We start from the raw sequence: 22,929 nt of genomic DNA on the forward strand, positions 1-22,929 counted from the left end.
GAGACATGTCGTTGATGCGGCAGATCGCCTGGCTGGTGCTTGGCGTGGTGCTGGCCGCGCTGGTGGGCGCGGTCGGCCTGTCCATGGTCTCCGCGCGGCAGTTGATGCACACCCAGCTGGAGCTGAAGAACGCCGACAACGCACAGGCCCTGGCTCTCGCCCTGTCGCAGCAGCAGGGCGACCGTGAGCTCATCAAGTTGCTGGTGTCGGCCCAGTTCGATACCGGCGCCTACGAATTCGTGCGTTGGCGTGGCGCCAATGGTGAGACCTTGTTCGAGCGTGCCGAGGCGCCGCGCCCGGGCCAGGCGCCGGCCTGGTTCCGCGCCATGCTGCCCATCGAAGCCGCGTCCGGTGTGGCCCAGCTGTCCAACGGTTGGAACGCCATCGGTGCGGTCGAACTGAAGAGCCATTCCAGCTACGCCCATGACGCGTTGTGGCTGACCTCGCGGCGCCTGCTGGCCTGGCTGCTCATCGTCGGCATCGTCGCGGCCGTGCTGGCCTGGGCGGGCCTGAGGCGCATCCGCCGCCCGCTGGACGCCGCCGTGGCCCAGGCCGAGGGCGTGTTGGCCGGCAGCTATGGCCAGGTCGTCGAGCCGCGCGTGCCGGAGCTGCAGCGCCTCACCCGCGCCATGAACGCGATGGTGCAGCGCGTGCGCGACCTCTTCGAGGCCCAGGCCGGCCAGCTGCTGGTGCTGCGCGAGCAGGTGCACCACGACCCGCTGACCGGCGTCTCCACCCGCAAGCATTTCCTGGCCGAGCTGGACGCAGCCCTGCGCCGCGACGACGGCCCGGCGGTGGCTGGCCTGGTGCTGGTACGCCTGCGTGACCTGTCCGGCCTGAATGCCCGCCTGGGCCGGGGCGCTGTCGACGATGTATTGCTGACCGTCGTCTCGGCCCTGCAGGCTTATCCCGAGTCGGTGGCCGGTTGCCGCGTCGGCCGCCTGAACGGCGGCGACTTCGCGCTGTGGCTGCCGGCCGAGGGCGTGGCCGCCGAGACGGCCCATGCGCTGGCCGATGCGCTGCGTGCCAGCCTGCCGGCCTTCGGGCCCGGTGTGCAGGTGGCGCTCGGCGCCGTCGAGCTGCCACGCGAGCGGCCGAGCAACGTCTGGCTGGGCGAGGCCGATGCCGCGCTGGCCCGGGCCGAGCACCAGAGCGAGGCGCGTGGTGGCTTTGTCGTCGAAATCGTGGCCGACCCCGGCATTGGCCGCGAGCAGGGCGAGGGCCTGTGGCGTGCCCAGCTGCAGGAGGCCGTCAGCCAGCAGCGTGGCCGCCTGGTCGAGTTCCCGGTGCGTGACCGCGCCGGCCGCGTGCTGCATCTGGAGTGCCCGCTGCAGCTGCGCCTCGATGAAGATTTCCAGCCTGCCACGGCCTGGCTGCCGCTGGCCGTGCGGGCGCGCATGACGGCGCATGTCGACCTGCTCGCCGTCGGTCTGGCCCTGCAGGCCATCGCTGCTGATGGCAAGGCGCGCTGCATCAATGTGGCGCCGGTGTCGCTGGCCGACGCGGCCTTCCTGCCGCAACTGCGCGAGCTGCTGGCGCAATGGCCGCAGCCGGCGCGCTCGTTGTTGCTGGACCTGGCCGAGGCTGCCGCAACCGAGCATTTCGAGCGTCTGCTGGAGTTCGGCCGCCAGCTGCGGCCACTTGGGGTCAAGTTGGGCCTGGAGCATGCCGGCGCTGGGCTGGCGCAGGTCGAGAAGCTCTACCAAGCTGGGCTGGACTACGTGAAGCTCGATGCTTCTGTGCTGCTAGGCGTGGCCGGGGAAGCGGGGCGTGCGGCGTTTGTGCGGGGCATGGTCATCATGCTGCGCAGCCTGGCGCTGAAGGTCTACGGCGAGGGTGTCGTCGATGAGATGGATGCGCAAGCGCTGTGGGATTGCGAGCTCGACGGCCTCACGGGGCCTTGGGTGACGACCAGCCAGCGTGCCGGCTGACGATGTGCGCGCCCAGGCTGGGCCAGGGCCTGCACCTGCGCGGCGCCCAGCGCGCTGCCGTAGATGCGGGAATCCTGCAGCCAGCCGTTGAAGTGCGGGTCCTGGCCGTACTGCGTGCGGCCGAGCCATTTCTGTATCGCGCGGCCGCCAGCGTCACGTGGCCGACTCCCGGCAGGCAGGCAGCCGCCCAATGCCGTGCCGAGGTTCGCCAGGCGAAAACCTGCGAGCAGAGTGACAGGATCGCCAATGCGCAGCATCAACAGATCTCGTGCTTGATGGGGGGGTGTTGCGGCGAGAAATGACTGATCCGTGGCATTGTTTGCACCTCATGGCTGTCAAATAAATCAGATATCAGGTCTCTCGGGTAACTTTCGGCATCGCCTTGGCCAACCCGAAGAGCCACCATGAACGTCTCCTCTTTGACCGTCCGCGCAAGACTCATCCTCGCCTTCGGTGCCGTGGTGGCGCTGCTGCTGCTGATCGCGGGGCTCGCCTGGCGGGCCCTCCAAACCGAGGCGGAGGCCTTCGAGGGCTACGTCACAGGCATTGACGCGCGCATGCGCGTCGCCAACGCGGTACGGCTGGCCGTGGACGAGCGCGCCATCGCGGCGCGCAACCTTGTGCTGGTCACGCAGCCGCAGGATCTGGATGTCGAGAGGGCCCGGGTGGAAAAGGCGCACGCCACGGCCTCCGAGCAACTCGGCCGGCTCCAACACATGGCCGAGGCCGCCGATGTGTCGGCCAAGGCGAAGGCGCTGATCGCCGACATCGTCCGCGTCGAGCAGAAATACGCGCCGGTGGCCCTGGGCATCGTCAAGCTGGCGCTGGAGCAAAAGCGCGACGAGGCCGTGCTGCGCATGAACGAGCAGTGCCGTCCCCTGCTGGCCGAACTGGTGCAGGCGTCGAACGCCTATTCGGACTACACCGCGCAGCGCGCCGAAGAGCTGATTGAACAGGCGCAAGCGCGGGTCAGCAGCCAGCGCAACGGCTTCCTGGCTGTCGTCACCTGCGCCCTGGTGCTTGCCGCCGTCAGTGGCGCCCTCATCGTGCGCAGCCTGTCACGGGCACTCGGGGCCGAGCCGGCCGAATTGAGCGCGGCCGCGACCAAGGTTGCCGACGGCGACCTGAGCCCCGTGGCCGGTAGCGAGCGCGCACCGGTCGGCAGCGTACTGGCATCGCTGGGGGCCATGCGCGACAGCCTGGCCGGCATCGTGCAGCAAGTGCGCGAGGCGTCGGAATCCATCGCCACCGGCTCAACGCAGATCGCGTCGGGCAACGCCAACCTGAGCCAGCGTACCGAAGAGCAGGCCAGTGCCCTGCAGCAGACGGCGGCCACGATGGAGGAACTGGGTACCACCGTGCGCCATAACGCCGACCATGCCGAACAGGCCAGCGAACTGGCCAAGACGGCGACGGGCGTCGCGGCCCGGGGCGGCGCCGTGGTGAGCGACGTCATCGCCACCATGCGCGACATCGATGCCGGCTCCCGAAAGATGGCCGACATCATTGGCACCATCGATGGCATCGCCTTCCAGACCAACATCCTCGCGCTGAACGCGGCCGTGGAAGCCGCCCGCGCCGGGGAGCAGGGCCGGGGCTTTGCCGTGGTGGCCGGAGAAGTGCGCACGCTGGCGCAGCGCAGCGCGGTCGCGGCCAAGGAAATCAAGGGCCTCATCGACTCCAGCGTGACCCACGTCAGCAAGGGCTCGGCGCTGGTCGACCGGGCCGGGGAGACCATGCGCGACGTCGTCGAAGCCATCGGGCGGGTCAGTGGCATCGTGGCCGAAATCAGCGTGGCGAGCCGCGAGCAGAGCACCGGCGTCGGTCAGGTGGGTGACGCCGTTTCGCAGATGGACCAGGTCACCCAGCAGAACGCCGCGCTGGTGGAAGAGAGCGCCGCAGCGGCTGAGAGCCTGAAGGAGCAGGCCGGGCGCCTGGTCACTGCCGTCAGCGCGTTTTCGCTCACGCGCTAGCCGTCTCGGCTCAGATCTTCATCTCCCAGCGCAGCTGCCACTGCACGTAGCTTGGCCCGCCGCTGCGCGACGTGATGACTTGATCGCCCGTGGCGATGACCGAGCCCGTGAAGTAGTCCATCGCCGACAGATTCGTCGCCGACAGGCGCAGCGACTGTTCGGTGTTGATGGCCCACAGCGCGAACGCGTCGACCACGGCCTTGCGGCTGGCCGTGGTCTCGGTGATCAGCGTCTGCTGGATGGTGGTCGACGGCGTCCAGTTCAGCGAGGCGCCCAGCGTCAGCGGGACTGAGCGCAGCCGGTAGTCGGCGCCGAGGTTGGCCGTGCCCTTGGGCTGGCCGTCGATGTGGTTGTTCGGCCCCGGGATGCCGTCGACCTTGGACGTGAAGACGCTGAAGTTGCTGCGCACATTGATGGGCAGTGCACCCTCGAAATACTCATCGAGGCGAAAGCGCGCCTCCAACTCGACACCAGCGGTCGACGCCTTGCCGATGTTCTGCGGGCGAGCCACCCAGCGCTGCGTCGCGGCCCAGGGCACCGTCTCCAACGCCGTCACGGTGCGCATCAGGTTCGTGATGCGGCGCGCGAAGAAGTTGGCACTGAGCAGGCCGCCCTTGGTCAGGTAGTGCTCGTAGCCAATCTCGAAGCCGGTCGCCAGCTCGGGCTTGAGGTCGGGGTTGCCGGCGCGGTCGGGCGTGTTGGCCTGGTGAGGCACCTGGCTGTTGATGGTCGGCCGCGCGATCAGGTCTTGCAGCTGCGGGCTGCGGTAGCTGCGCGTCAGGCTGGCGCGGATCATGTCGCGGCCCTTGTCGTCGAGCTTGTAGCGGGCATGCGCCAGCGGCGTGAAGACGCTGGACTTGTTGCGCGCGTCGTAAGTTGCGGCGCTGGACTTGGTGGTGATGCCCTCCCAGCGCAGGCCGGCGTAGAAGTCCCATTGCTTGCCAACGTTCCACTCGTCCTGCGCATAGGCCGCCACGCGCACCGAGGACGCATCCAGGTCGTCGCCAAAGTCGTCCAGCCCCGGCTGGGGCGCGCCGTTGACCAGGGTCACGCGGTTGGTGTGCCGTGTTGTCCCTTCGCCCTCGACGCCGCTGACAAGGGAATGCTCACCGCCCAGGTTGTGAGACAGCTTGGCCAGTGCGCTCCAGTTGTTGTCGCGGCTGGTGTTGTTGTCGTCCTGCAGCCGCGTGGCCGCACCGGCCAGGCGTTCCTGGCGCACGCTGTGGCTCTCGCCACGGGCGCGGCCGATGCCGCCGCGGGCCTCGACCCGGGTGTCGCTGCTCAGCTTGCTCTGCCACTGCGCGTTCAGGCGCGCCATCGTGAAGCGGTTGTCGCCGTCGGTGTCGGCCTGGTCGAAGAAGCCGGGGGGCAGGGGATTGGGCTGGGGCGTCGTCGTCTGCAGCAGCTGGGTGTTGCTGCTGGACTTGGTCGACACGATGAAGGGCTGGATGGCCAGGCTGTCCGTCGCGTTGAGCTTGAACTGCACGCGGCCGGTCAGGTTCAGCGCGCTGCGCTGGTCTTCGGTGCGGCCGCGCGAGGTCAGCAGGCTGTCACTGTTGCTCGCGACGGTATGGGTCAGCGTGTCATTGATGATGTCGTCGATACGCTCACCGCGCATCGCGTTGACGGTCAGGTTGTAGGCATGGCCCTCGCCGAAGTTGTCGTTGCGCGTCCAGCTGATGCCGGGGCTGATCTGGCCGCGCTCGGTCGCGAAGCCGGCGCGGAACTCGTTGAGCTTCTTCTTCAGCGCCTCGCGCAGCACGATGTTGATGGTGCCGGCCACGGCACGCGTGCCGTACTCGGCCGTGGGTGCGCGCAGCACCTCGATACGCTCGACCTGCTCGGGCGGCAGCTGGTCCAGCGAGAAGCCGGGCGGCATGCGCTCGCCGTTGACGAGGATCTGCGTGTAGCCGCCGCCCATGCCGCGCATGCGGATGTCGCCGCCGCGGCCCGGGCGGCCGCCGGTGGTCACGCCGGGCAGGCGCTTGATCATCTCGCCCAGCGTCGAGTCGCCGAACTTCTCGATCTCTTCGCGCGTGATGACGATCTTGCTGGCCGTGGAGGCCTTGCGGATGGATTCGTCAGTGGCCGTGCCCGTGACTTCGACGCGCTTGAGCTGCTCGGACTTGGCGTCGGCGGGCTTGGGCGTCGGGCGAGCCGGCGCGGAGGCCGCCGCATCGGGTGCGGCGGGGAACTGCGCAAGGGCAGGCAAGCTGCCGCAGGCCGCCAGCAGGGCGGCCGCGGATACACGGGTGAGTTGCATGGCTGGCAGTGTGCCGCGCGGGCCCGGCCGCCTTGTGGCGCCGCGGTTAACGAAAGAATTCTTTACCGACGTTGCTGCGTTTCAGTCACCGTGGTGACGATTTCGCGGTGCATCGGTGCCAGCCTGGCCAGCATGCCGTTCTGCGCGCTGAAGGGAATGCCCTTGGCATCCATGGCCTGCTGCAGGATCTCCACCAGCGCATTGAAGTCACGCCGGCCGATGTCCAGGTCCTGGTGCACCAGCTTCATCGGTGGGCCCTGGTAGGCGCAGGGGCCGCCGGCCTCCTGGCAGAGCTGATCGGTCAACTGGGTCGCCAGGTTTTCGCGATTGGTGTTCTTGAAGAAGGGCGCCGTGCGTGGGTCGGTCAACAGGCGCGGCACGAAGTCGTCCATGACCGCGCGGATGCCGGCCTTGCCGCCCCAGGCCTGGTAGACGCTGTCGTTGGCGGGGGGCGTCTGCGCGAACGCGCCAGCGCAGGTGAGCAGCAGGCAGGCAAGAACGGCGCGGGCCATGGGGAACTCCGGGTCAGAGCGCGAACTGCGCGGACAGATAGCTGCCGGTCTGGCGCTTGGGTTGCACGGCCGGCGCGATGCGGCCGAGGTCCACCCAAGCGGCGGTCAGCGAGACATGCTTGTTCGGCGCCCAGGCGATGAAGATGTCTTTCCAGTCGTCTTCCTTCAGCGCGCCCGCGCCCAGCACCGACTGGTTCAGGTTGTCCGGCTTGGCGCGGAACTCGAAGCCGATGGCCAGGTTCTTGGCCAGCAGCTTGGCGAGCGAGAACTCGGGTTGCAGCCGGTAGCCCTTGCCCTGGGCCCCGCCGAAGCCCAGCAGCCCATTCTGGTTGGCCTTGGTGGCGCGCAGCGTCAGGTTGACGAGCACGCCGTCGGCCAGGAAGAGCTTGGTGGCGCTGGCGTAGAAGTCCGTGCCCGAATCCCTGGCGCCGAGTGGCCCGAACAGCGTCGGGCCGAGGTTGCCGGCGTGGGTCTTCTTGTGCTCCAGGCCGATGGCGATCTGGGGCATCAGCGTGTCGCTGTCCAGCACGGCGTCGCCAATGAGGCGAACTTTCACGCCCAGGATGTCCTGCTTCAGGTGCAGGCCGTCCAGGCCGAGGGGAGCGAGGTTGCTCTCGGTGTCGAAGTCCTGCCTGGCCAGCGAGACCTCGATGCGGTCGTGGAAGGCGATGGCCGCACCATAGGTCAGCAGGCCGTAGTTGCCGGTCTTGGCGCGGGTGACGAAGGCGGTGGCGCCGACTTCGCCGGCCGTGGCATAGCTGCCGGTCACGGCCCAGGGCGTCAGCCCACCGCCGGCGGCGCCGTCGATGCTGGACACGCCGCCGGTCAACAGCAGCTTGCCGGACTGGGCAAGGGCCGAGGTTCCCAGCAGGGCGGCGGCAAGCAAGACAACAGGTCGGCGCATGAAATCTCCGGCGGCAATGCGGGGCCGCCTCACTCTACGCACAAAGCCCGCCGACTGGATGCAGACCGCTTGCGGGCTAGACTGTTCGCCCCGTTTGCCGTGAACTGTTCCCTGCCATGACCGCGATCTCCGATGTCCAGCTGCAACCCCTGCTGCAAGCCGTGGTGGACCCCGGCAGCGGCCGCCCGCTGGGTGAAGCCAAGGCGGTCAGGTCGATCAAGGTGGATGGCGCGGATGTCGCCGTCGACATCGAACTGGGTTACCCGGCTGCCAGCCAGCACGCGGCCCTGCGCGCGGCTGTCATCGCCGCGGCCAAGGGACTGGCGGGCGTCGGCAATGTCAGCGTCGCCATCACCACCCAGGTCGTCGCTCACGCGGTGCAGCGCGGCGTGCAGCTGCTGCCGGGCGTGAAGAACATCATCGCCGTCGCCTCCGGCAAGGGCGGCGTGGGCAAGAGCACGACGGCCGCCAACCTGGCCCTGGCCCTGCATGCCGAAGGCGCCCGCGTGGGCGTACTGGACGCCGACGTTTACGGCCCCAGCCAGCCGCTGATGCTGGGCGCCAGCGGCCGGCCCGAGTCGCTGGACGGCCAGAACATGGAGCCCCACATCGCGCACGGGCTGCAGGTCAACTCCATCGGCTTTCTCGTCGAGGACGACCAGGCCATGATCTGGCGCGGCCCCATGGCCACGCAGGCGCTGGAGCAACTGCTGCGCCAGACGCGCTGGCAGGAGCTGGACTACCTCGTCATCGACCTGCCGCCGGGCACCGGCGACATCCAGCTGACCCTGTCGCAGCGCGTGCCCGTCACCGGCGCCGTCATCGTCACGACGCCGCAGGACATCGCGCTGATCGACGCCAAGAAGGGCCTGAAGATGTTCGAGAAGGTGGGCATCCCCATCCTGGGCATCGTCGAGAACATGGCCGTGCATATCTGCTCCAACTGCGGCCATGCCGAACATATCTTCGGCGCCGACGGCGGCCAGAAGATGGCGGCCCAGTACGGCACCGAGCTGCTGGCCTCGCTGCCGCTGGCCATGAGCATCCGCGCCCAGGCCGACTCCGGCACGCCCACCGTCGCCGCCGAGCCGGACGGCGAGGTGGCCGGTCTTTACAAAGCACTGGCCCGCAAGGTCGCGGCCAAGATCGCCGCCCAAGGCAAGGACTACTCGGCCAAGTTCCCGAGCATCTCGATTTCCAAGTCGACCTGATACCCGACTGATCCAGTCCCCCAGGGTTGCCCTGCCTGGACAAGGGCCCTCCTTTGTGAAGAAATCACAGTGCGGTGGCCAACGATGGCTGCTGGCGTGATTCGTTCCTGCACAAGAGCGGGCCCTGCCCGCAGGAGACAGCCGAATGGACATGAACCGGAGGGCTTTCTTCCGGGTGAGCGGCGCGGGGCTGGCAGCGTCCAGCCTGGTGGCCCTGGGGTTCTCGCCAACGGCCGCCCTGGCCGAGGCGCGCAACTTCAAGCTTGCCCGGGCAACCGAGACCCGCAACACCTGCCCCTACTGCTCGGTGGGCTGCGGCGTCATCATGTACTCGTTGGGCGACAAGGCGAAGAACGTCACGTCGTCCATCATCCACATCGAGGGCGACCCCGACCACCCGGTCAACCGTGGCACGCTGTGCCCCAAGGGCGCCGGCCTGCTGGACTTCGTGCACAGCCCCAACCGGCTCAAGCACCCCGAGATCCGCGAACCGGGCAGCAAGGAATGGAAGCGCGTTGGCTGGGATGAGGCCATGGACCGCCTTGTCAAGCTGATGAAGGCCGACCGCGACGCGAACTTCGTCGCCCAGAACGCCGACGGCAAGACGGTGAACCGCTGGCTGACCACCGGCATGCTCTGCGCCTCCGCATCCTCCAACGAAGCGGGCTACATCACCCACAAGGCGATGCGCTCGATGGGGATGCTCGCATTCGACAACCAGGCACGTGTTTGACACGGCCCGACGGTGGCCAGTCTGGCCCCGACGTTTGGCCGCGGCGCGATGACCAACCACTGGGTGGACATCAAGAACGCAGACCTGGTACTCATCATGGGCGGCAATGCCGCCGAGGCCCACCCGTGTGGTTTCAAGTGGGTCATCGAGGCCAAGCACCACAACAAGGCCAAGCTCATCGTCGTGGACCCGCGCTTCACGCGCTCGGCCGCCATGAGCGACTACTACGCGCCCATCCGCGCGGGCTCTGACATCGCCTTCCTGGGCGGCGTCATCAACTACCTGCTGACCAACAACAAGATCCAGACCGAGTACGTCAAGGCCTACACCAACGCCAGCTTCATCGTCGGTGAGGACTACAAGTTCGAAGCCGGCATCTTCAGCGGCTACGACGAAGCCAAGCGCCGCTACGACAACAAGAGCTGGGGCTACGAGCTCGACGACAAGGGCTTCGCCAAGGTCGACCCGACGCTGGAGCACCCGCGCTGCGTGCTCAACATCATGAAGGCGCACTACTCGCGCTACTCGCCCGAGCAGGTCAGCAAGATCACCGGCACGCCCAAGGACAAGTTCCTGAAGGTCTGCGAAATGATCGCGGAGACCTCCAGGCCCAACAAGGTCATGACCATCATGTACGCCCTGGGCTGGACACAGCACAGCCAGGGCTCGCAGATGATCCGCACCGGCGCCATCATGCAGCTGCTGCTGGGCAACATCGGCCTGCCCGGCGGCGGCATGAATGCGCTGCGCGGCCACTCCAACATCCAGGGGCTGACCGACCTGGGCCTGCTGTCCACGTCGCTGACGGGCTATATGAGCCTGGCCCGCGACAGCGAGCAGGACCTGGAGACCTACTACAAGACCCGCGCACTCAAACCACTGCGCCCCGGCCAGATGAGCTTCTGGCAGAACTATCCCAAGTTCTTCGTCAGCCAGCAAAAGGCCTGGTGGGGCAAGGCCGCCACCGCCGAGAACGACTGGGCCTTCCACTACCTGCCCAAGTGGGACAAGGGCTATGACGTGCTGCAGACCTTCGAGCTGATGGGCCAGGGCAAGCTCAACGGCTACATCTGCCAGGGCTTCAACCCGGTCGGCAGCTTCCCCAACAAGAAGAAGATCATCGGCGGCCTGTCCAAGCTGAAGTTCCTCGTCGTCATCGACCCGCTCAACACCGAGACCGCCGAGTTCTGGAAGAACCACGGCGAGCACAACGACGTGAAGAGCGAGGACATCCAGACGACGGTGTTCCGCTTCCCCAGCACCTGCTTCGCGGAGGAGGACGGGTCCCTCACCAATTCCGGCCGTTGGCTGCAATGGCACTGGAAGGGCGCCGAGCCCCCCGGTGAAGCCAAGGGGGACCCCGAGATCATTGCGCAGCTGTTCATGCGCATGAAGGCGGCCTATGTGAAGGAGGGCGGCGCCTTCCCCGACCCCATCGTCAACCTGAGCTGGCCCTATCTGCAGCCCACCAACCCCTCGGCCGAGGAGCTGGCCAAGGAGTACAACGGCAAGGCCCTGGCCGACGTGACCGACCCCAAGGACGCGACCAAGGTGCTGGCCAAGGCAGGCGAGCAGCTCAGCGGCTTCGGCCTGCTGCGCGACGACGGCAGCACATCCAGCGGTTGCTGGATCTATGCCGGTGCCTGGACGCAGGCCGGCAACCAGATGGCCCGGCGCGACAACGCCGACCCCTATGGCATCGGCCAGACGCTGGCCTGGGCCTGGGCCTGGCCGGCCAACCGGCGCGTGCTCTACAACGCGGCGTCCTGCGACCCGACCGGCAAGCCCTGGAACCCCAAGCGCCGGCTGATGGCCTGGAACGGCGAACGCTGGGGCGGCTCCGACGTGCCCGACATCCGGCCCGACGCCAACCCGACCGATGCCGACGCGGTGCGGCCTTTCATCATGACTGCCGAGGGCGTGGCGCGGCTGTTTGCACCGACCGGCCTGGTCGACGGCCCGCTGCCCGAGCACTACGAGCCCTTCGAGACGCCGCTGGCCAACAACCCCATGCATCCGCAAAACGCCAAGGCCAAGTCCAACCCGGCCGCGCGCGTCTTCAAGGGCGACATGGAGGCCTTCGGCACGCCCAAGGACTTCCCGTACGTGGCCACCAGCTACCGGCTCACCGAGCACTTCCACTACTGGACCAAGAACGTGCTGACCTCGGCCGTGCTGCAGCCACAGCAGTTCGTCGAGATCGGCGAGGAGCTGGCCAAGGAGAAGGGCGTCGCCAACGGCGACTGGGTCAAGGTGACGAGCAACCGCGGCTTCATCAAGGCCGTGGCCGTTGTCACCAAGCGTATCCCTTCGCTGGACGTGGACGGCAAGCGCATCCACACCGTGGGCCTGCCCAACCACTGGGGCTTTGTCGGCGTGGCCAAGCCCGGTTATCTGGTCAACACGCTGACCCCCTTCGTGGGCGACGCGAACACGCAGACGCCGGAGTTCAAGAGCTTCACCGTGAACCTTGAGAAAGCCTGAGGGAACACGTCATGTCTTCACTCCAATCCCTGGACATCGCCAAGCGCTCGGCCACCACGACGCCGTCCACCCAGGCCCGGCACCATGTCGCTGAAGTTGCCAAGCTCATCGACGTGTCCTCCTGCATCGGCTGCAAGGCCTGCCAGGTGGCCTGCATGCAGTGGAACGACCTGCGTGACGACGTCGGCGACAACCACGGCACCTACGACAACCCACGCGACCTGACGCCGCAAAGCTGGACGGTCATGCGCTTCTCGGAAGTGGAGGTCGAGAAAGACAAGCTGGAATGGCTGATCCGCAAGGACGGCTGCATGCACTGCGAGGACCCGGGCTGCCTGAAGAGCTGCCCGGCGCCCGGCGCCATCGTCAAGTACACCAACGGCATCGTCGACTTCATCTCCGAGCACTGCATCGGCTGCGGCAACTGTGTGACGGGCTGCCCCTTCGACGTGCCGCGCATCAGCAAGGTCGACAGCAAGGCCTACAAGTGCAGCCTGTGTTCCGACCGCGTCGGCGTCGGCCTGGAGCCGGCCTGCGCCAAGGCCTGCCCGACCGGCGCCATCCGCTTCGGCACCAAGGAGGACATGCTGGACTACGGCGCCGAACGCGTCGTCGACCTGAAGGAGCGCGGCTACGCGAACGCGGGCGTGTACGACCCGCCGGGCGTGGGCGGCACCCACGTTGTCTATGTGCTGCAGCATGCCGACCAGCCCGAGCTCTACAGCGGCCTGCCCAAGGACCCGAAGATCAGCCCGCTGGTGTGGCTGTGGAAGGGGGCGGCCAAGCCGCTGGCTGTTGCGGCCATGATCGGCGCGGTCATCGCGGGCTTCTTCCACTACACGCGCGTGGGCCCCATCGAGGACCCGGACGACCCCGAAGCGGATCGCAACGTCGCCCGTGACGATGCCGACCACCCCACCGCCTGACAGGAGCGCACCATGGCAACCCGCCTTCTGCAGCGCTACAGCGCTGGCGACCGCACCAACCACTGGTTGATCGTGCTGTTCTTCCTCGGCGCCGGCCTCTCGGGCCTGGCCTTCTTCCACCCCGCCTTCTACTTCCTGACAGCGCTGTTCGGCGGCGGCACCTGGGCGCGCATCCTGCATCCCTTCATGGGAGTGGTGATGGCGCTGTGCTTCATCGTCATGTTCATGAAGCTGTGGCGGCACAACCGCATGACTGAGGCGGACAAGGAATGGATGAGGCACAGCGGCGACATGCTGCGCGGCGACAAGAGCCACATGCCGCCCGTGGGCCGCTACAACGGGGGGCAGAAGGTGGTGTTCTGGCTCATGGCTGCCAGCCTGCTCGTGCTGGTGCTGACCGGCTTCATCTTCTGGCAGCCCTGGTTCGCCGACAGCTTCCCCATCCTGGCGCGGCGCATCGCCGTCGTGCTGCATGCGCTGTCGGCCACGGTGCTGATCCTGACCGTCATCGTGCACGTCTACGCGGCCATCTGGGTCAGGGGCTCGCTGCGCGCCATGACGCGCGGCACGGTGACCGAGGGCTGGGCGCGCCAGAATCACGCGCTATGGCATCGCGAAATGACCAATGACCGTCGGTAACCCGCAGAAGATCCTCAGCCCGGAAGAGATCGCCGTTCGCGCCGGCGAGCAACTGAGCTTTCTGCACCTGCCCGAGCCCGGCGTGTTTGCCGATCGCGCGCTGCGCCTGCGCGCGCTGGCCGACGGGCATGCCATGGGCGACTTCCTGCGCTTCGTCGCCGAGCTGGCCGACGCCCAGCACCGCGCGCTGTCGGCCCAGGTTGCCGTGCCGCTGCCCACACCGGACGACATCGACGCCGCCGCCCGTGCCGGCGCGCCGCTGCTGCTGGCCGAAACCTGGCCGCGCGAGCCCATCTGGCGCGACTCGCTGCGTGCCCTGCTGACCGACCTGGCCTGCCGCCTGCCCGACGGTCCCGCCAAGGCTGCCGCGCTGCAACTCGCCGCCGCCAGCGACGAGCAACTGGAGACCCAGGCCGGCCGCCTGCTGTCCGGCGTCATGCTGGGGCTGGACCTGGCCGGCGCACCGCTGATCGCCGCTGGCCTGCAACTGCATTTCACGCGCCTCGTGCGGCAGACCTATGCCGCGCATGTCGACGCGCCCGTGCCGCCCTTCGGCCGCACCGACGACCCCACGCTGTGCCCCTGCTGTGGCTCCCGCCCGGTCGCCTCGCTGGAGCGCCTGGGGGCCGAGGGCGCGCGTTATCTCGCCTGCGGCCTGTGCGCCACGCAATGGCATTACGTGCGCATCAAGTGCACGCACTGCCAGAGCACCAAGGGCATCTCGCTGCAAAGCCTGGTCGCGGCCGATGGCGCCTCGACCACCACCGGCGCCGTCGTGCAGGCCGAGTGCTGCAGCGAGTGCGGCCACTACCTGAAGCTGATGCACCCGGCCCGCGACAACGGCGTCGAGCCGCTGGCCGACGACCTCGCCAGCCTGACACTGGACCTGCTGGTCGGCGAAGCCGGCTTGCATCCGCATGGCGTCAACCTGTTGCTGCTGCTCGGCGAGCCGGACGAGGCACCGCCGCCAGGACGAGAGCACTGATGGCTGCGCCCGACGAATCCGTGGTCCACGGTTCCAAGGCAAGTCCAAAAGACCTCCCGGCCCTGGACAGATTGCTGCGCGAAGCCGCGCCGCTGGTGGCCGAGCATGGCCACACGCTGGTCGCCAAGGAGGCGAGGGCGCTGCTGGACGCGCTGCGCACCCAGGCCCTGGCCGGCGAGCTGACCCGTTCGGACCTGGACGGCCTGCCCGCCGCGCTCGCCGCCCGCGTGCAGGCGCGCATGCGGCCCGCCATGCGCGCCGTGCTCAACCTGACCGGCACCGTCATCCATACCAACCTCGGCCGCTCCCTGCTGGCCGACGCCGCGCTGCAGCAGGTGCTGGCGCTGATGGGTTCGCCCAACAACCTCGAGTTCGACCTTGCCGCGGGTGGCCGCGGCGACCGCGACGAACTGATCGAAGCCCTGCTGTGCGAGCTGACCGGCGCGGAGGCCGCCACCGTCGTCAACAACAACGCCGCCGCCGTGCTGCTGGGGATCGCGGCGCTGGCCGGTGGCAAGGAAGCCATCGTGTCGCGCGGCGAGCTGGTCGAGATCGGTGGCGCCTTCCGCATGCCCGACGTGATGGCCGCGGCCGGCGCGACGCTGGTGGAGGTGGGCACCACCAATCGCACCCACCCGCGCGACTACGAGCAGGCCATCACGCCGCGCACCGGTCTCATCGTCAAGGTGCACACCAGCAACTACCAGGTGCAGGGCTTCACGGCGGCGGTGGACGAGGCGACGCTGGCGCCCATCGCGCATGCCGCCGGTCTGCCCCTGATGACCGACCTCGGCAGCGGCGCGCTGGTGGATCTGGCCGCCTACGGCCTGCCCGCCGAGCCGCTGCCCCAGGCCATGCTCGCGGCCGGCTGCGACGTCGTCACCTTCAGCGGTGACAAGCTGCTGGGCGGCCCGCAGGCCGGCCTCATCGTCGGCAGCAAGGCCGCGGTGGGCCGAATCCGCAAGTACCCGATGAAGCGCGCGCTGCGCCTGTCCAAACTGCCCCTCGCGGCGCTGGAGGCCACGCTGCGGCTCTATCTGCGGCCCGAAAGGCTGGCGCGGGACCTGCCGACACTGCGCCTGTTGACGAGGCCTCAGGACCAGATCGCCGCGCTGGCCCAACGCCTGCTGCTCGAGATCGCCGCCGCTGTCGCGCCGCGCTTCACCGTCGAGACGGTGGCACTGCAGAGCCAGATCGGCTCTGGCTCACTCCCTGTCGAGCGGCTGCCGTCTGCCGGCCTGGCAATCAGCGCGGTCGACGGCCGCGGCCGCACGCTTGAAGCGCTGGCCACCGCGCTGCGCGAGCTGCCACGACCCGTCATCGGCCGCGTGCAGGACAACCGGCTGCTGCTGGACCTGCGCTGCCTCGAAGAGCCCGCGCTGCTGACCTCTCAGCTCGCCTTGTTGAAGGAGGCCCTGGCGTGATCGTGGGAACCGCCGGCCACATCGACCACGGCAAGACCACGCTCGTGCGTGCGCTGACGGGTGTGGACACCGACCGCCTGCCCGAAGAGAAGGCGCGTGGCATCAGCATCGAGCTGGGCTATGCCTATCTCGATGTCTCTGATCGCGATGAACGGATCGGCTTCATCGACGTCCCCGGCCACGAGAAGCTGGTGCACACCATGCTGGCCGGTGCCAGCGGCATCGACTTCGCATTGCTGCTGGTTGCGGCCGACGACGGCGTCATGCCGCAGACGCGCGAACACCTGGCGGTGCTCAGCCTGCTGGGCCTGACGCGCGGTGCCGTCGTCATCACCAAGGCTGATCGCGCCGAGCCCGGCCGCGTTGCCGCGCTGCAGGAGGAGGTGAGGGCGCTGCTCGCCGGGACGGGCCTGGATGCCGCGCCCATCCTGGCCGTGTCCGCGCCCACGGGCGATGGCCTGGGTGAACTGCGCGAACTGCTGTTCGCCGCCGCCCGCCAACTGCCGGCCCGCGCCTCGCCGCATCTCGCCGCCCGCCTTGCCGTGGACCGCGCCTTCAGCCTCGACGGCGTCGGCACCGTCGTCACCGGCACGCTGCACGCCGGCGAGATCGCCGTCGGCGACGAGCTCGTCATTCAAGGCCACCGCGCCCGCGTGCGCAGCCTGCATGCGCAGAACCGCGCCGTCGAGCACGCCCAGGCCGGCCAGCGCTGCGCCGTCGCGCTTGCCGGCCTCGCCAAGGAGCAGGCGCCGCGCGGCCAGTGGCTGACCGCGCCGGCCGTGGCGCTAGCGACCGAACGCCTCGATGCGCGGCTCACGCTATGGCCCGGCGAGGCCAGGCCGCTGCGCTCGGGCACGCGTGTTCACCTGCACCTCGGCGCCCAAGCCGTCATGGCCAGTGTGGCGGTGCTGGACGGCGACGCCATCGAGCCCGGCGGCACGGCCCGCGTGCAGCTCGTCTGCCACGCGCCCGTCGGTGCCTGGCGCGGCGATCGCCTCGTGCTGCGCGATGCCGGCGCCAGCCGCACCATCGCCGGCGGCACCGTGCTCGATCCCTTTGCGCCTGCGCGCTATCGCCGTGCCCCCGAGCGGCTTGCCGAACTCACGGCCTGCGAGCTGCCCACCGCCGAGCAACGTCGCGAGCGGCTGATGGCGCTGTCGTCGCTGGGGCTGGACCTGGCCCGCTTTGCGCAGGCCGAGGGCCTCGCCGAGGCGCTGGACGGCTGGTCCCTGGGCACCGAGGCCCGTGCGGCGCTGACGACCAAGCTGCTCACCACGCTGGCCGACTTTCATGCGAAGTCGCCTGACGAACTCGGCCCCGATGCCGCGCGGCTGCGCCGCCTCGTCGCACCCCGCATCGCCGAGGCCTTGTGGCGCCATCTGCTGGCTGAGCTGCGTGCCGCGGGTCACATCGCCCAGCGTGGCGCCTGCATGCACCTGCCCGAGCACGGCGTGCAGCTGTCGGCCGCCGAGCAGCGCATCGCCGAGAAGATCGCGCCCCGGCTGGCCGCTGCGGGTGCAGAAGGCGCCTGGGCCCGCGACCTCGCCAAGGACTGCGCCGAGCCCGAGCCGCTGATGCGCGCCACGCTGGCGCGGCTGGCCCGGCAGGGCGAGCTGCACCAGGTGGTGAAGGACTTGTATTGCGACACCGCGACGATGACGCGGCTCGCCGGCATCGCGCGCCGCATCGGCGCCGAGCAGGGCACGGTCACCGCTGCGGCTTTCCGCGACGCGACCGGCCTGGGCCGCAAGCGGGCCATCCAGCACCTGGAACATTTCGACCGCGTTGGGCTGCTGCGCCGCGTGGGCGACGAACATCGGCTTCGGGCGGACAGCGCGCTGTTCGCCGAAAGCATCACGTCATGAGGGAAGGGGAACGACACCGGTGTGTCGGCCGGGCTTCAAACCCGGTGGGTGGCGCCACGCGCTGCTGGGTGGGTTCGACTCCCACGCCCTTCCGCCGTTGGACATTCATTCGGCTACTGCGCGACCCGATCTTGCGCCTGCGATGCTCGCCGTACCCGAGTACGGCTGCGCTTCTCGACGCAACCTCGGGCCGCTCGCGACGCCGACTGAACGCCCAACGCTTTTGTTTGATCCGGGCGCTGGCATGCTGACGATCGCCGGCACCGAGATGCCCGAGGCGCTCTGGTACTGGGCAGCAGACCAGACCTGGGCCGAGCCCCTGCTCGGCGGCCACTTCCGCGTCGGCATCACGGCGCTGGGCCTCAAGGCCTCGGGCGACGTCTATATGTGCCGCCCCAAGCCGGTCGGCAGCGAGGTGGAGCAGGGCCGCTCCATCGCCGTCGTCGAGCTGGCGAAGTCCATCGTGTCGGTCAAGTCACCGCTGTCCGGCGTCGTCACCCGCGTGAATGAGGCGCTGGATGAGCACCCCGAGCTCGTCCACCAATCGCCCTATGACCAGGGCTGGTTGATCGAACTGGCACCCTCCAAACTGAGCGAGGAGAAGGCCCGCCTTGCCATCGGCAGCGACGCCATTCGCGCGGCCCTACAGCACTGGGCCTGGCTCAACAAGCTGGACACGGGCTCATGAACCGCGCTGGCCTGGCCATCCTGCTCTGGGCCGCCGACCCCGACGACCCGGTGCGCCTGGCCACCCCCTTTGCCCATGCTGCCGCGGCGGCCGCGCTGGAGCTGCAGGTGGAGGTCTACTTCTCGGCGCGGGCGGTGCTGCTGCTCAAGCCCGGTGTGGCCGAGCAGTTGCGCGCCTCGGATCGTTTCGACAAGACCATTGCCGACTGGATGACGGACGCACTGGACCACGGCGCCCGCTTTTTTGCCTGCACCGATGCGCTCGCGGCCCAGGGCCTGACGCATGAAGATCTGATCCCCGCCGGCCGGCGTCACGGCGGTGCTGTCCAATACGCCTCCCGCGCCGCCCACTCGGCGTGGGCCACCCTCGTGTTCTAACCCCCTCAGGAGATTCAAATGGCCCTCTCTCGTGTCGTCGCCAGTCTGGCGCGCGGTGTGGTGATGTCGCTGGCGCTGGCCGGTGCGGCGGCCCAGGCTCAGCAGGTGCTGCGCGTGACCGCCATCCCCGACGAGTCGCCCACCGAACTGGCGCGCAAGTTCGCGCCGCTGGGCCAGTACCTGGAGAACAAGCTCGGCATGAAGGTCGAATGGACGCCGGTGACCGACTACGCCGCCGCCGTCGAGACGGTGGTCAACAAGAAGATCGACCTGGCCTGGTTTGGCGGCTTCACCTTTGTTCAGGCCAATGTGCGCTCGGGCGGCAAGATCGTCCCGCTGGTGCAGCGCGAGGAGGACGAGAAGTTCCGCTCCGTCTTCATCACCGACAAGGCCAGCGGCATCGCCAAGCTGGAAGACCTCAAGGGCAAGACGCTGAGCTTCGGCTCGCAGAGCAGCACCTCGGGCCACCTGATGCCGCGCAGCTTCCTGCTGGCCGCCAAGATCAACCCCGATGTGGACCTGAAGCGCGTGGCCTTCAGCGGCGCGCATGACGCGACCATCGCCGCCGTCGCCAGCGGCAAGGTGGACGCCGGTGCGCTGAACATCTCGGTCTGGGAGAAGTTCGTGGCCGACAAGAAGGTCGACCCGAACGAGGTCAAGGTCTTCTACACGACGCCGCCTTACTACGACTACAACTGGTCGGTCCACGCCGACATGCCGCAGGCCCTGCAGGACAAGATCAAGGCCGCCTTCCTGGCACTGGACCCGAACACGGCGCAGGGCAAGGAGATCCTCGGCCTGCAGCGTGCGACCAAGTTCATCGCCACCAAGCCTGAGAACTACGTCGGCATCAAGGCCGCTGCCGAGAACGCTGGTCTGTTGAAATGATTGAACTGAATGGCGTCGACGCCGCCGCGCTGGGCGGTGTGACGCCGGTGCTGCGCGGCATCACTCTCGGGCTGGCCGCCGGCGAGCAGGTGGCCGTCATCGGCGCCTCGGGCGCGGGCAAGACGACGCTGCTGAACCTGCTCGCGCTGATGCAATGCCCGCTGGCCGGCCGCTTCACGTTGCTGGGCCGCGAGCCCTGGTCGCTGGCGCGCGCCGAGCGCCGCCGGCTGCGCGCCGGCATTGCGCTGGCGCCCCAGCATCCGCCGCTGCCACCACGCCAGCGCGTGGCCGTGGCCGTGCTGGCCGCGCGGCTGCCGCGCATGTCTTTCGGCCGCGCACTGCGCACCTTGTGGAGCCCGCCGGACGCCGCACTCGCGCAGGACGCGCTCGAAAAGCTCGGCCTGCCCGACAAGCTCTGGCTGCGTGTGGACCGCCTCTCCGGCGGCGAGCGCCAGCGTGTGGGCCTGGCGCGGCTGCTGGTGTCCGACACCCAACTGTGGCTGGCCGACGAGCCTCTCGCCGCGCTGGACCCGACGCGCGCCGGGCAATCCCTGGCGGCGCTGCAGGACGGCGCCCGCGCCGCTGGCGCCGCGCTCGTCTGCAGCCTGCACCAGGTGGACCTGGCGCTGGCGCGTTTTCCGCGCGTGATTGCGCTGCGCGCCGGGCAGCTGGTGTTCGACGGTGCGCCGTCGGGCCTGGGCGGCGACCTGCTGGACGAGCTCTACCGCAGCCAGCTGGAGCCGCCGCCCGAGATCGCGCCGCTGCCGCAGCCGGTGCCTCTGCCGCAGGCGATGTGCCGTTGATGAATTCCGCCCTGCGCGACCCAGCGCTGAGCCGCCGCTGGCTGGCCTTGCTGATCGGCCTGGTGCTGCTGTGGCCGCTGCTGGTGCTGTCCGAGTTCAAGCCCTGGACGCTGCTGGACGAGCGCGGCCTGCGCGCCACCGGGCGCTATCTCGCGCAGTTCATCCACATGCGCAGCGACGCCGAGTTCCTGCAGATGCTGGCACAGGACACCTGGCGCACGGTGGCCATTGCGACCGCGGGCCTCACGCTGGCGCTGGTGCTGGCCGTGCCGCTGTCGCTGCTGGCCACGGCGCGCTTGTCCGCCAGCACGCTGGAGGGCCGCCCCGGCCCGGCACGTTGGCTGCGCCGCGCGGTGCGGGCGCTGCTGGTGGCGCTGCGCTCCATTCCCGAGCTGATCTGGGCGCTGGTGTTCGTGCGTGTCGTCGGCCTGGGCGCCACGGCCGGCGTGCTGGCCATCGCCATCGCCTACGGCGGCATGCTGGGCAAGGTCTACGCCGAGATCCTGGAAAGCGCCGACGCCGCGCCCACGCACGCCCTACTGAGCGCCGGCGCCACGCGCTGGCAGGCGCTGTGCTTCGGCGCGCTGCCGAGCTGCCTGCCCGAGCTGCTGAGCTATACCGTCTACCGCTGGGAATGCGCGGTGCGATCGTCGGTCGTGCTGGGCTTTGTCGGCGCGGGCGGGCTGGGCCAGCAGCTGGACAACGCGTCCAAGATGTTCGCGGGCAACGAGGTCAGCGCCATCCTGCTGGTCTTCATCCTGTTGGTGATGGCCAGTGACGCCTTCAGTCGCTGGCTGCGCGGGCGCCTGGCATGAAGCGCGAACCCGTGCGAGCGTCGACCTGGGCCGTGCTGGCCGGCCTGGCGGTGCTGGTCGCCGCGAGCTTCTGGTCATTGAACCTGCAGTGGTCGGCCTTCCTCGGCGTGGATGCGCTGGCCAGCATGGGCCGTTTCGGGATGAGCTTCTTCCCACCGCAGCTCGCGCCGGCATTCCTGGCCAAGACCGGCTGGGCGCTGCTGGAGACCTTGGCCATGTCGGCTCTCGGTACAGCACTGGCGGTCGTTGGCGGCCTGCTGCTGGCGCTGCCGGCCTCCGGGCAGGGCGTGGGCCGGGCGGTGGCGCGCATGGTGCTGAACCTGCTACGCAGCGTGCCCGAACTGGTCTGGGCCACGCAGCTGCTGATCCTCGCAGGCCTGGGCCCCTTGCCCGGCACGCTGGCGCTGGCGCTGCACACCAGTGGCGTGCTGGGGCGGCTGTTTGCAGAGAGCTTCGAGAACGCGCCGGTGGCCGGTGCGCTCGCGCTGCGCCAGCGCGGCCTGGGCGAGGGCCGCGTGTGGCTGTTCGCCACGCTGCCGCAGACGCTGCCGCAGCTCGTCAGCTACACGCTGTACCGCTGGGAAAACAACATCCGCGCGGCCAGCGTGATGGGCGTCGTCGGCGCTGGCGGCCTGGGCCAGATGCTGAGCTACCACCTGGGCCTGTTCCAGATGGCCGAGACGTGCACGGTGCTGGCCGGCATGATTGCGCTGGTCGGCCTCGTGGACGCGCTGTCCTGGGTCGCCCGCAAAAGCCTCACGCGATGAATCCTGAACCCCTGCAAGCCCTGCTGACCCGCTATTCGGTCGGCCCCAAGCATCTTGTCGAGCCCGGCCCCAGCGACGAGCAGCTCGCGCTGATGGCCCAGGCTGCGCTGCGCGCACCCGACCACGCCGAGTTGGTGCCATATCGGTTCAAGCTGGTGCGCGGCGCCGCAAAACAAGGCATGGCCGCCCTGTTTGCCGACGCGGCCCGTGCGGCCGGCAAGGACGAGGAGGGTGCGGCCCTGGATGCCGAGCGTGCGTTGAAGCCGCCGATGACGGTCGCCGTCGTCGCCCGCATCGACCTGGGCCACCCGCAGGTGCCGGCCCACGAGCAATGGGCGGCCGTGGGCGGCGCCATCGCCAACTTTCTGACGGCGGCACATGCGCTGGGCTTTGGCGGCAAGATGCTCAGCGGCGCCAAGGTGCGCAACCCGGCCATCGCCGCGGCCTTCTGCGAGCCGGGCGAGACGCTGGTCGGATGGATTGCGCTGGGCACGCCCGCGCGCCGCCCCACCGGGCCGGCGCGCAAGCCAGCCGCGGATCAGGTGCTGGTGGAGTGGACCGGGGCCTGTTGACACTGCGGTAACGGGCCGCGTTGTGGCCAGAAAGGCCGCGAGCAAGGCGCAAACCGCAGCCGGGTTGGACACCCGGGGAGGATTTGCAACGCCGCGCGCGGCCTTTCTGGCCACAACCCTTCGGGAAGGCCCGCCGCCAGGGGCCACTCGGCGTTGCGCCACTTGCCCG

The 22,929-nt window shown here is 69.1% G+C and carries 19 protein-coding genes and 1 tRNA gene; 17 read left to right on the forward strand and 3 right to left on the reverse strand.

Features of this window, described 5'->3' with window-relative positions; translation table 11 throughout:
• Positions 1-5 precede the first annotated feature (5 nt).
• Both ASC91_RS08360 and ASC91_RS30770 read left to right on the forward strand, forming a co-directional pair.
• Positions 6-1,931, forward strand: a complete 1,926-nt coding sequence (locus ASC91_RS08360) for a LapD/MoxY N-terminal periplasmic domain-containing protein (protein WP_056195049.1) — start codon at positions 6-8, stop codon at positions 1,929-1,931.
• A 404-nt stretch (positions 1,932-2,335) separates the two neighbouring features.
• On the forward strand, positions 2,336-3,904 hold the full coding sequence (locus ASC91_RS30770; protein WP_082532533.1) for a methyl-accepting chemotaxis protein: 1,569 nt from the start codon (positions 2,336-2,338) through the stop codon (positions 3,902-3,904).
• A gap of 10 nt (positions 3,905-3,914) precedes the next feature.
• Here ASC91_RS30770 and ASC91_RS08375 read toward each other — a convergent pair whose 3' ends face one another.
• The 3 genes from ASC91_RS08375 to ASC91_RS08385 form a co-directional block, all read right to left on the reverse strand.
• Positions 3,915-6,167 carry a TonB-dependent siderophore receptor gene (locus ASC91_RS08375; protein ID WP_056195054.1) on the reverse strand — a complete coding sequence of 751 codons (2,253 nt, stop codon included), beginning with the start codon at positions 6,165-6,167 and terminating at the stop codon, positions 3,915-3,917.
• Between the two features lie 62 nt (positions 6,168-6,229).
• Positions 6,230-6,679, reverse strand: a complete 450-nt coding sequence (locus tag ASC91_RS08380; RefSeq protein ID WP_056195057.1) for a group 1 truncated hemoglobin — start codon at positions 6,677-6,679, stop codon at positions 6,230-6,232.
• 13 nt (positions 6,680-6,692) lie between these two features.
• A complete protein-coding gene (locus ASC91_RS08385; protein ID WP_056195060.1) occupies positions 6,693-7,583 on the reverse strand; it encodes a DUF3034 family protein in 891 nt (296 codons plus the stop codon).
• 116 nt (positions 7,584-7,699) lie between these two features.
• On the opposite strand from ASC91_RS08385, the gene apbC reads away from it, so the two are divergent.
• The 15 genes from apbC to ASC91_RS08465 all read left to right on the forward strand — a co-directional run bounded on the left by apbC (position 7,700) and on the right by ASC91_RS08465 (position 22,760).
• A complete protein-coding gene (apbC, locus tag ASC91_RS08390; RefSeq protein WP_056195063.1) occupies positions 7,700-8,794 on the forward strand; it encodes an iron-sulfur cluster carrier protein ApbC in 1,095 nt (364 codons plus the stop codon).
• Positions 8,795-8,939: 145 nt separating this feature from the next.
• A complete protein-coding gene (fdnG, locus tag ASC91_RS08400; RefSeq protein ID WP_157281339.1) occupies positions 8,940-12,011 on the forward strand; it encodes a formate dehydrogenase-N subunit alpha in 3,072 nt (1,023 codons plus the stop codon).
• Positions 12,012-12,022: 11 nt separating this feature from the next.
• Positions 12,023-12,937 (forward strand): formate dehydrogenase subunit beta, encoded by a 915-nt coding sequence (gene fdxH / locus ASC91_RS08405; protein ID WP_056195071.1) that lies wholly within the window; start codon positions 12,023-12,025, stop codon positions 12,935-12,937.
• Positions 12,938-12,949: 12 nt separating this feature from the next.
• The gene (locus tag ASC91_RS08410) at positions 12,950-13,576 is read left to right on the forward strand and encodes a formate dehydrogenase subunit gamma (protein WP_056195074.1); all 627 of its coding nucleotides are present in this window, start codon (positions 12,950-12,952) and stop codon (positions 13,574-13,576) included.
• Entirely contained in the window at positions 13,563-14,561 is a 999-nt protein-coding gene (fdhE, locus tag ASC91_RS08415) for a formate dehydrogenase accessory protein FdhE (RefSeq protein WP_056195077.1), read from the forward strand. Before ASC91_RS08410 ends, fdhE begins: the two co-directional genes overlap by 14 nt.
• Positions 14,561-15,985: an L-seryl-tRNA(Sec) selenium transferase gene (selA, locus tag ASC91_RS08420; protein ID WP_056195079.1), complete on the forward strand. Its 1,425-nt coding sequence runs from the start codon at positions 14,561-14,563 to the stop codon at positions 15,983-15,985. The genes fdhE and selA overlap by 1 nt, the downstream gene beginning before the upstream one ends.
• Positions 15,982-17,850, forward strand: coding sequence for a selenocysteine-specific translation elongation factor (gene selB, locus ASC91_RS08425; protein WP_056195083.1), 1,869 nt, complete (start codon positions 15,982-15,984; stop codon positions 17,848-17,850). Before selA ends, selB begins: the two co-directional genes overlap by 4 nt.
• Before the next feature lies 1 nt (position 17,851).
• A tRNA-Sec gene (locus ASC91_RS08430) sits at positions 17,852-17,944 on the forward strand.
• Between the two features lie 150 nt (positions 17,945-18,094).
• Positions 18,095-18,538 carry a glycine cleavage system protein H gene (locus tag ASC91_RS08435; protein WP_056195086.1) on the forward strand — a complete coding sequence of 148 codons (444 nt, stop codon included), beginning with the start codon at positions 18,095-18,097 and terminating at the stop codon, positions 18,536-18,538.
• Positions 18,535-18,915 (forward strand): DsrE family protein, encoded by a 381-nt coding sequence (locus tag ASC91_RS08440; protein ID WP_056195089.1) that lies wholly within the window; start codon positions 18,535-18,537, stop codon positions 18,913-18,915. Before ASC91_RS08435 ends, ASC91_RS08440 begins: the two co-directional genes overlap by 4 nt.
• 18 nt (positions 18,916-18,933) lie before the next feature.
• Entirely contained in the window at positions 18,934-19,803 is an 870-nt protein-coding gene (locus ASC91_RS08445; RefSeq protein ID WP_056195091.1) for a putative selenate ABC transporter substrate-binding protein, read from the forward strand.
• Positions 19,800-20,606, forward strand: a complete 807-nt coding sequence (locus ASC91_RS08450; protein ID WP_056195094.1) for a phosphonate ABC transporter ATP-binding protein — start codon at positions 19,800-19,802, stop codon at positions 20,604-20,606. The genes ASC91_RS08445 and ASC91_RS08450 overlap by 4 nt, the downstream gene beginning before the upstream one ends.
• A complete protein-coding gene (gene phnE / locus ASC91_RS08455; RefSeq protein ID WP_056195096.1) occupies positions 20,606-21,421 on the forward strand; it encodes a phosphonate ABC transporter, permease protein PhnE in 816 nt (271 codons plus the stop codon). Before ASC91_RS08450 ends, phnE begins: the two co-directional genes overlap by 1 nt.
• Positions 21,418-22,188: an ABC transporter permease gene (locus ASC91_RS08460; protein ID WP_056195098.1), complete on the forward strand. Its 771-nt coding sequence runs from the start codon at positions 21,418-21,420 to the stop codon at positions 22,186-22,188. Before phnE ends, ASC91_RS08460 begins: the two co-directional genes overlap by 4 nt.
• Positions 22,185-22,760 (forward strand): nitroreductase, encoded by a 576-nt coding sequence (locus ASC91_RS08465; protein ID WP_056195101.1) that lies wholly within the window; start codon positions 22,185-22,187, stop codon positions 22,758-22,760. Before ASC91_RS08460 ends, ASC91_RS08465 begins: the two co-directional genes overlap by 4 nt.
• The last annotated feature ends 169 nt before the right edge of the window (positions 22,761-22,929 follow it).

The organism is Pelomonas sp. Root1237 (genome assembly GCF_001425055.1).
GTDB lineage: Bacteria > Pseudomonadota > Gammaproteobacteria > Burkholderiales > Burkholderiaceae_C > Pelomonas.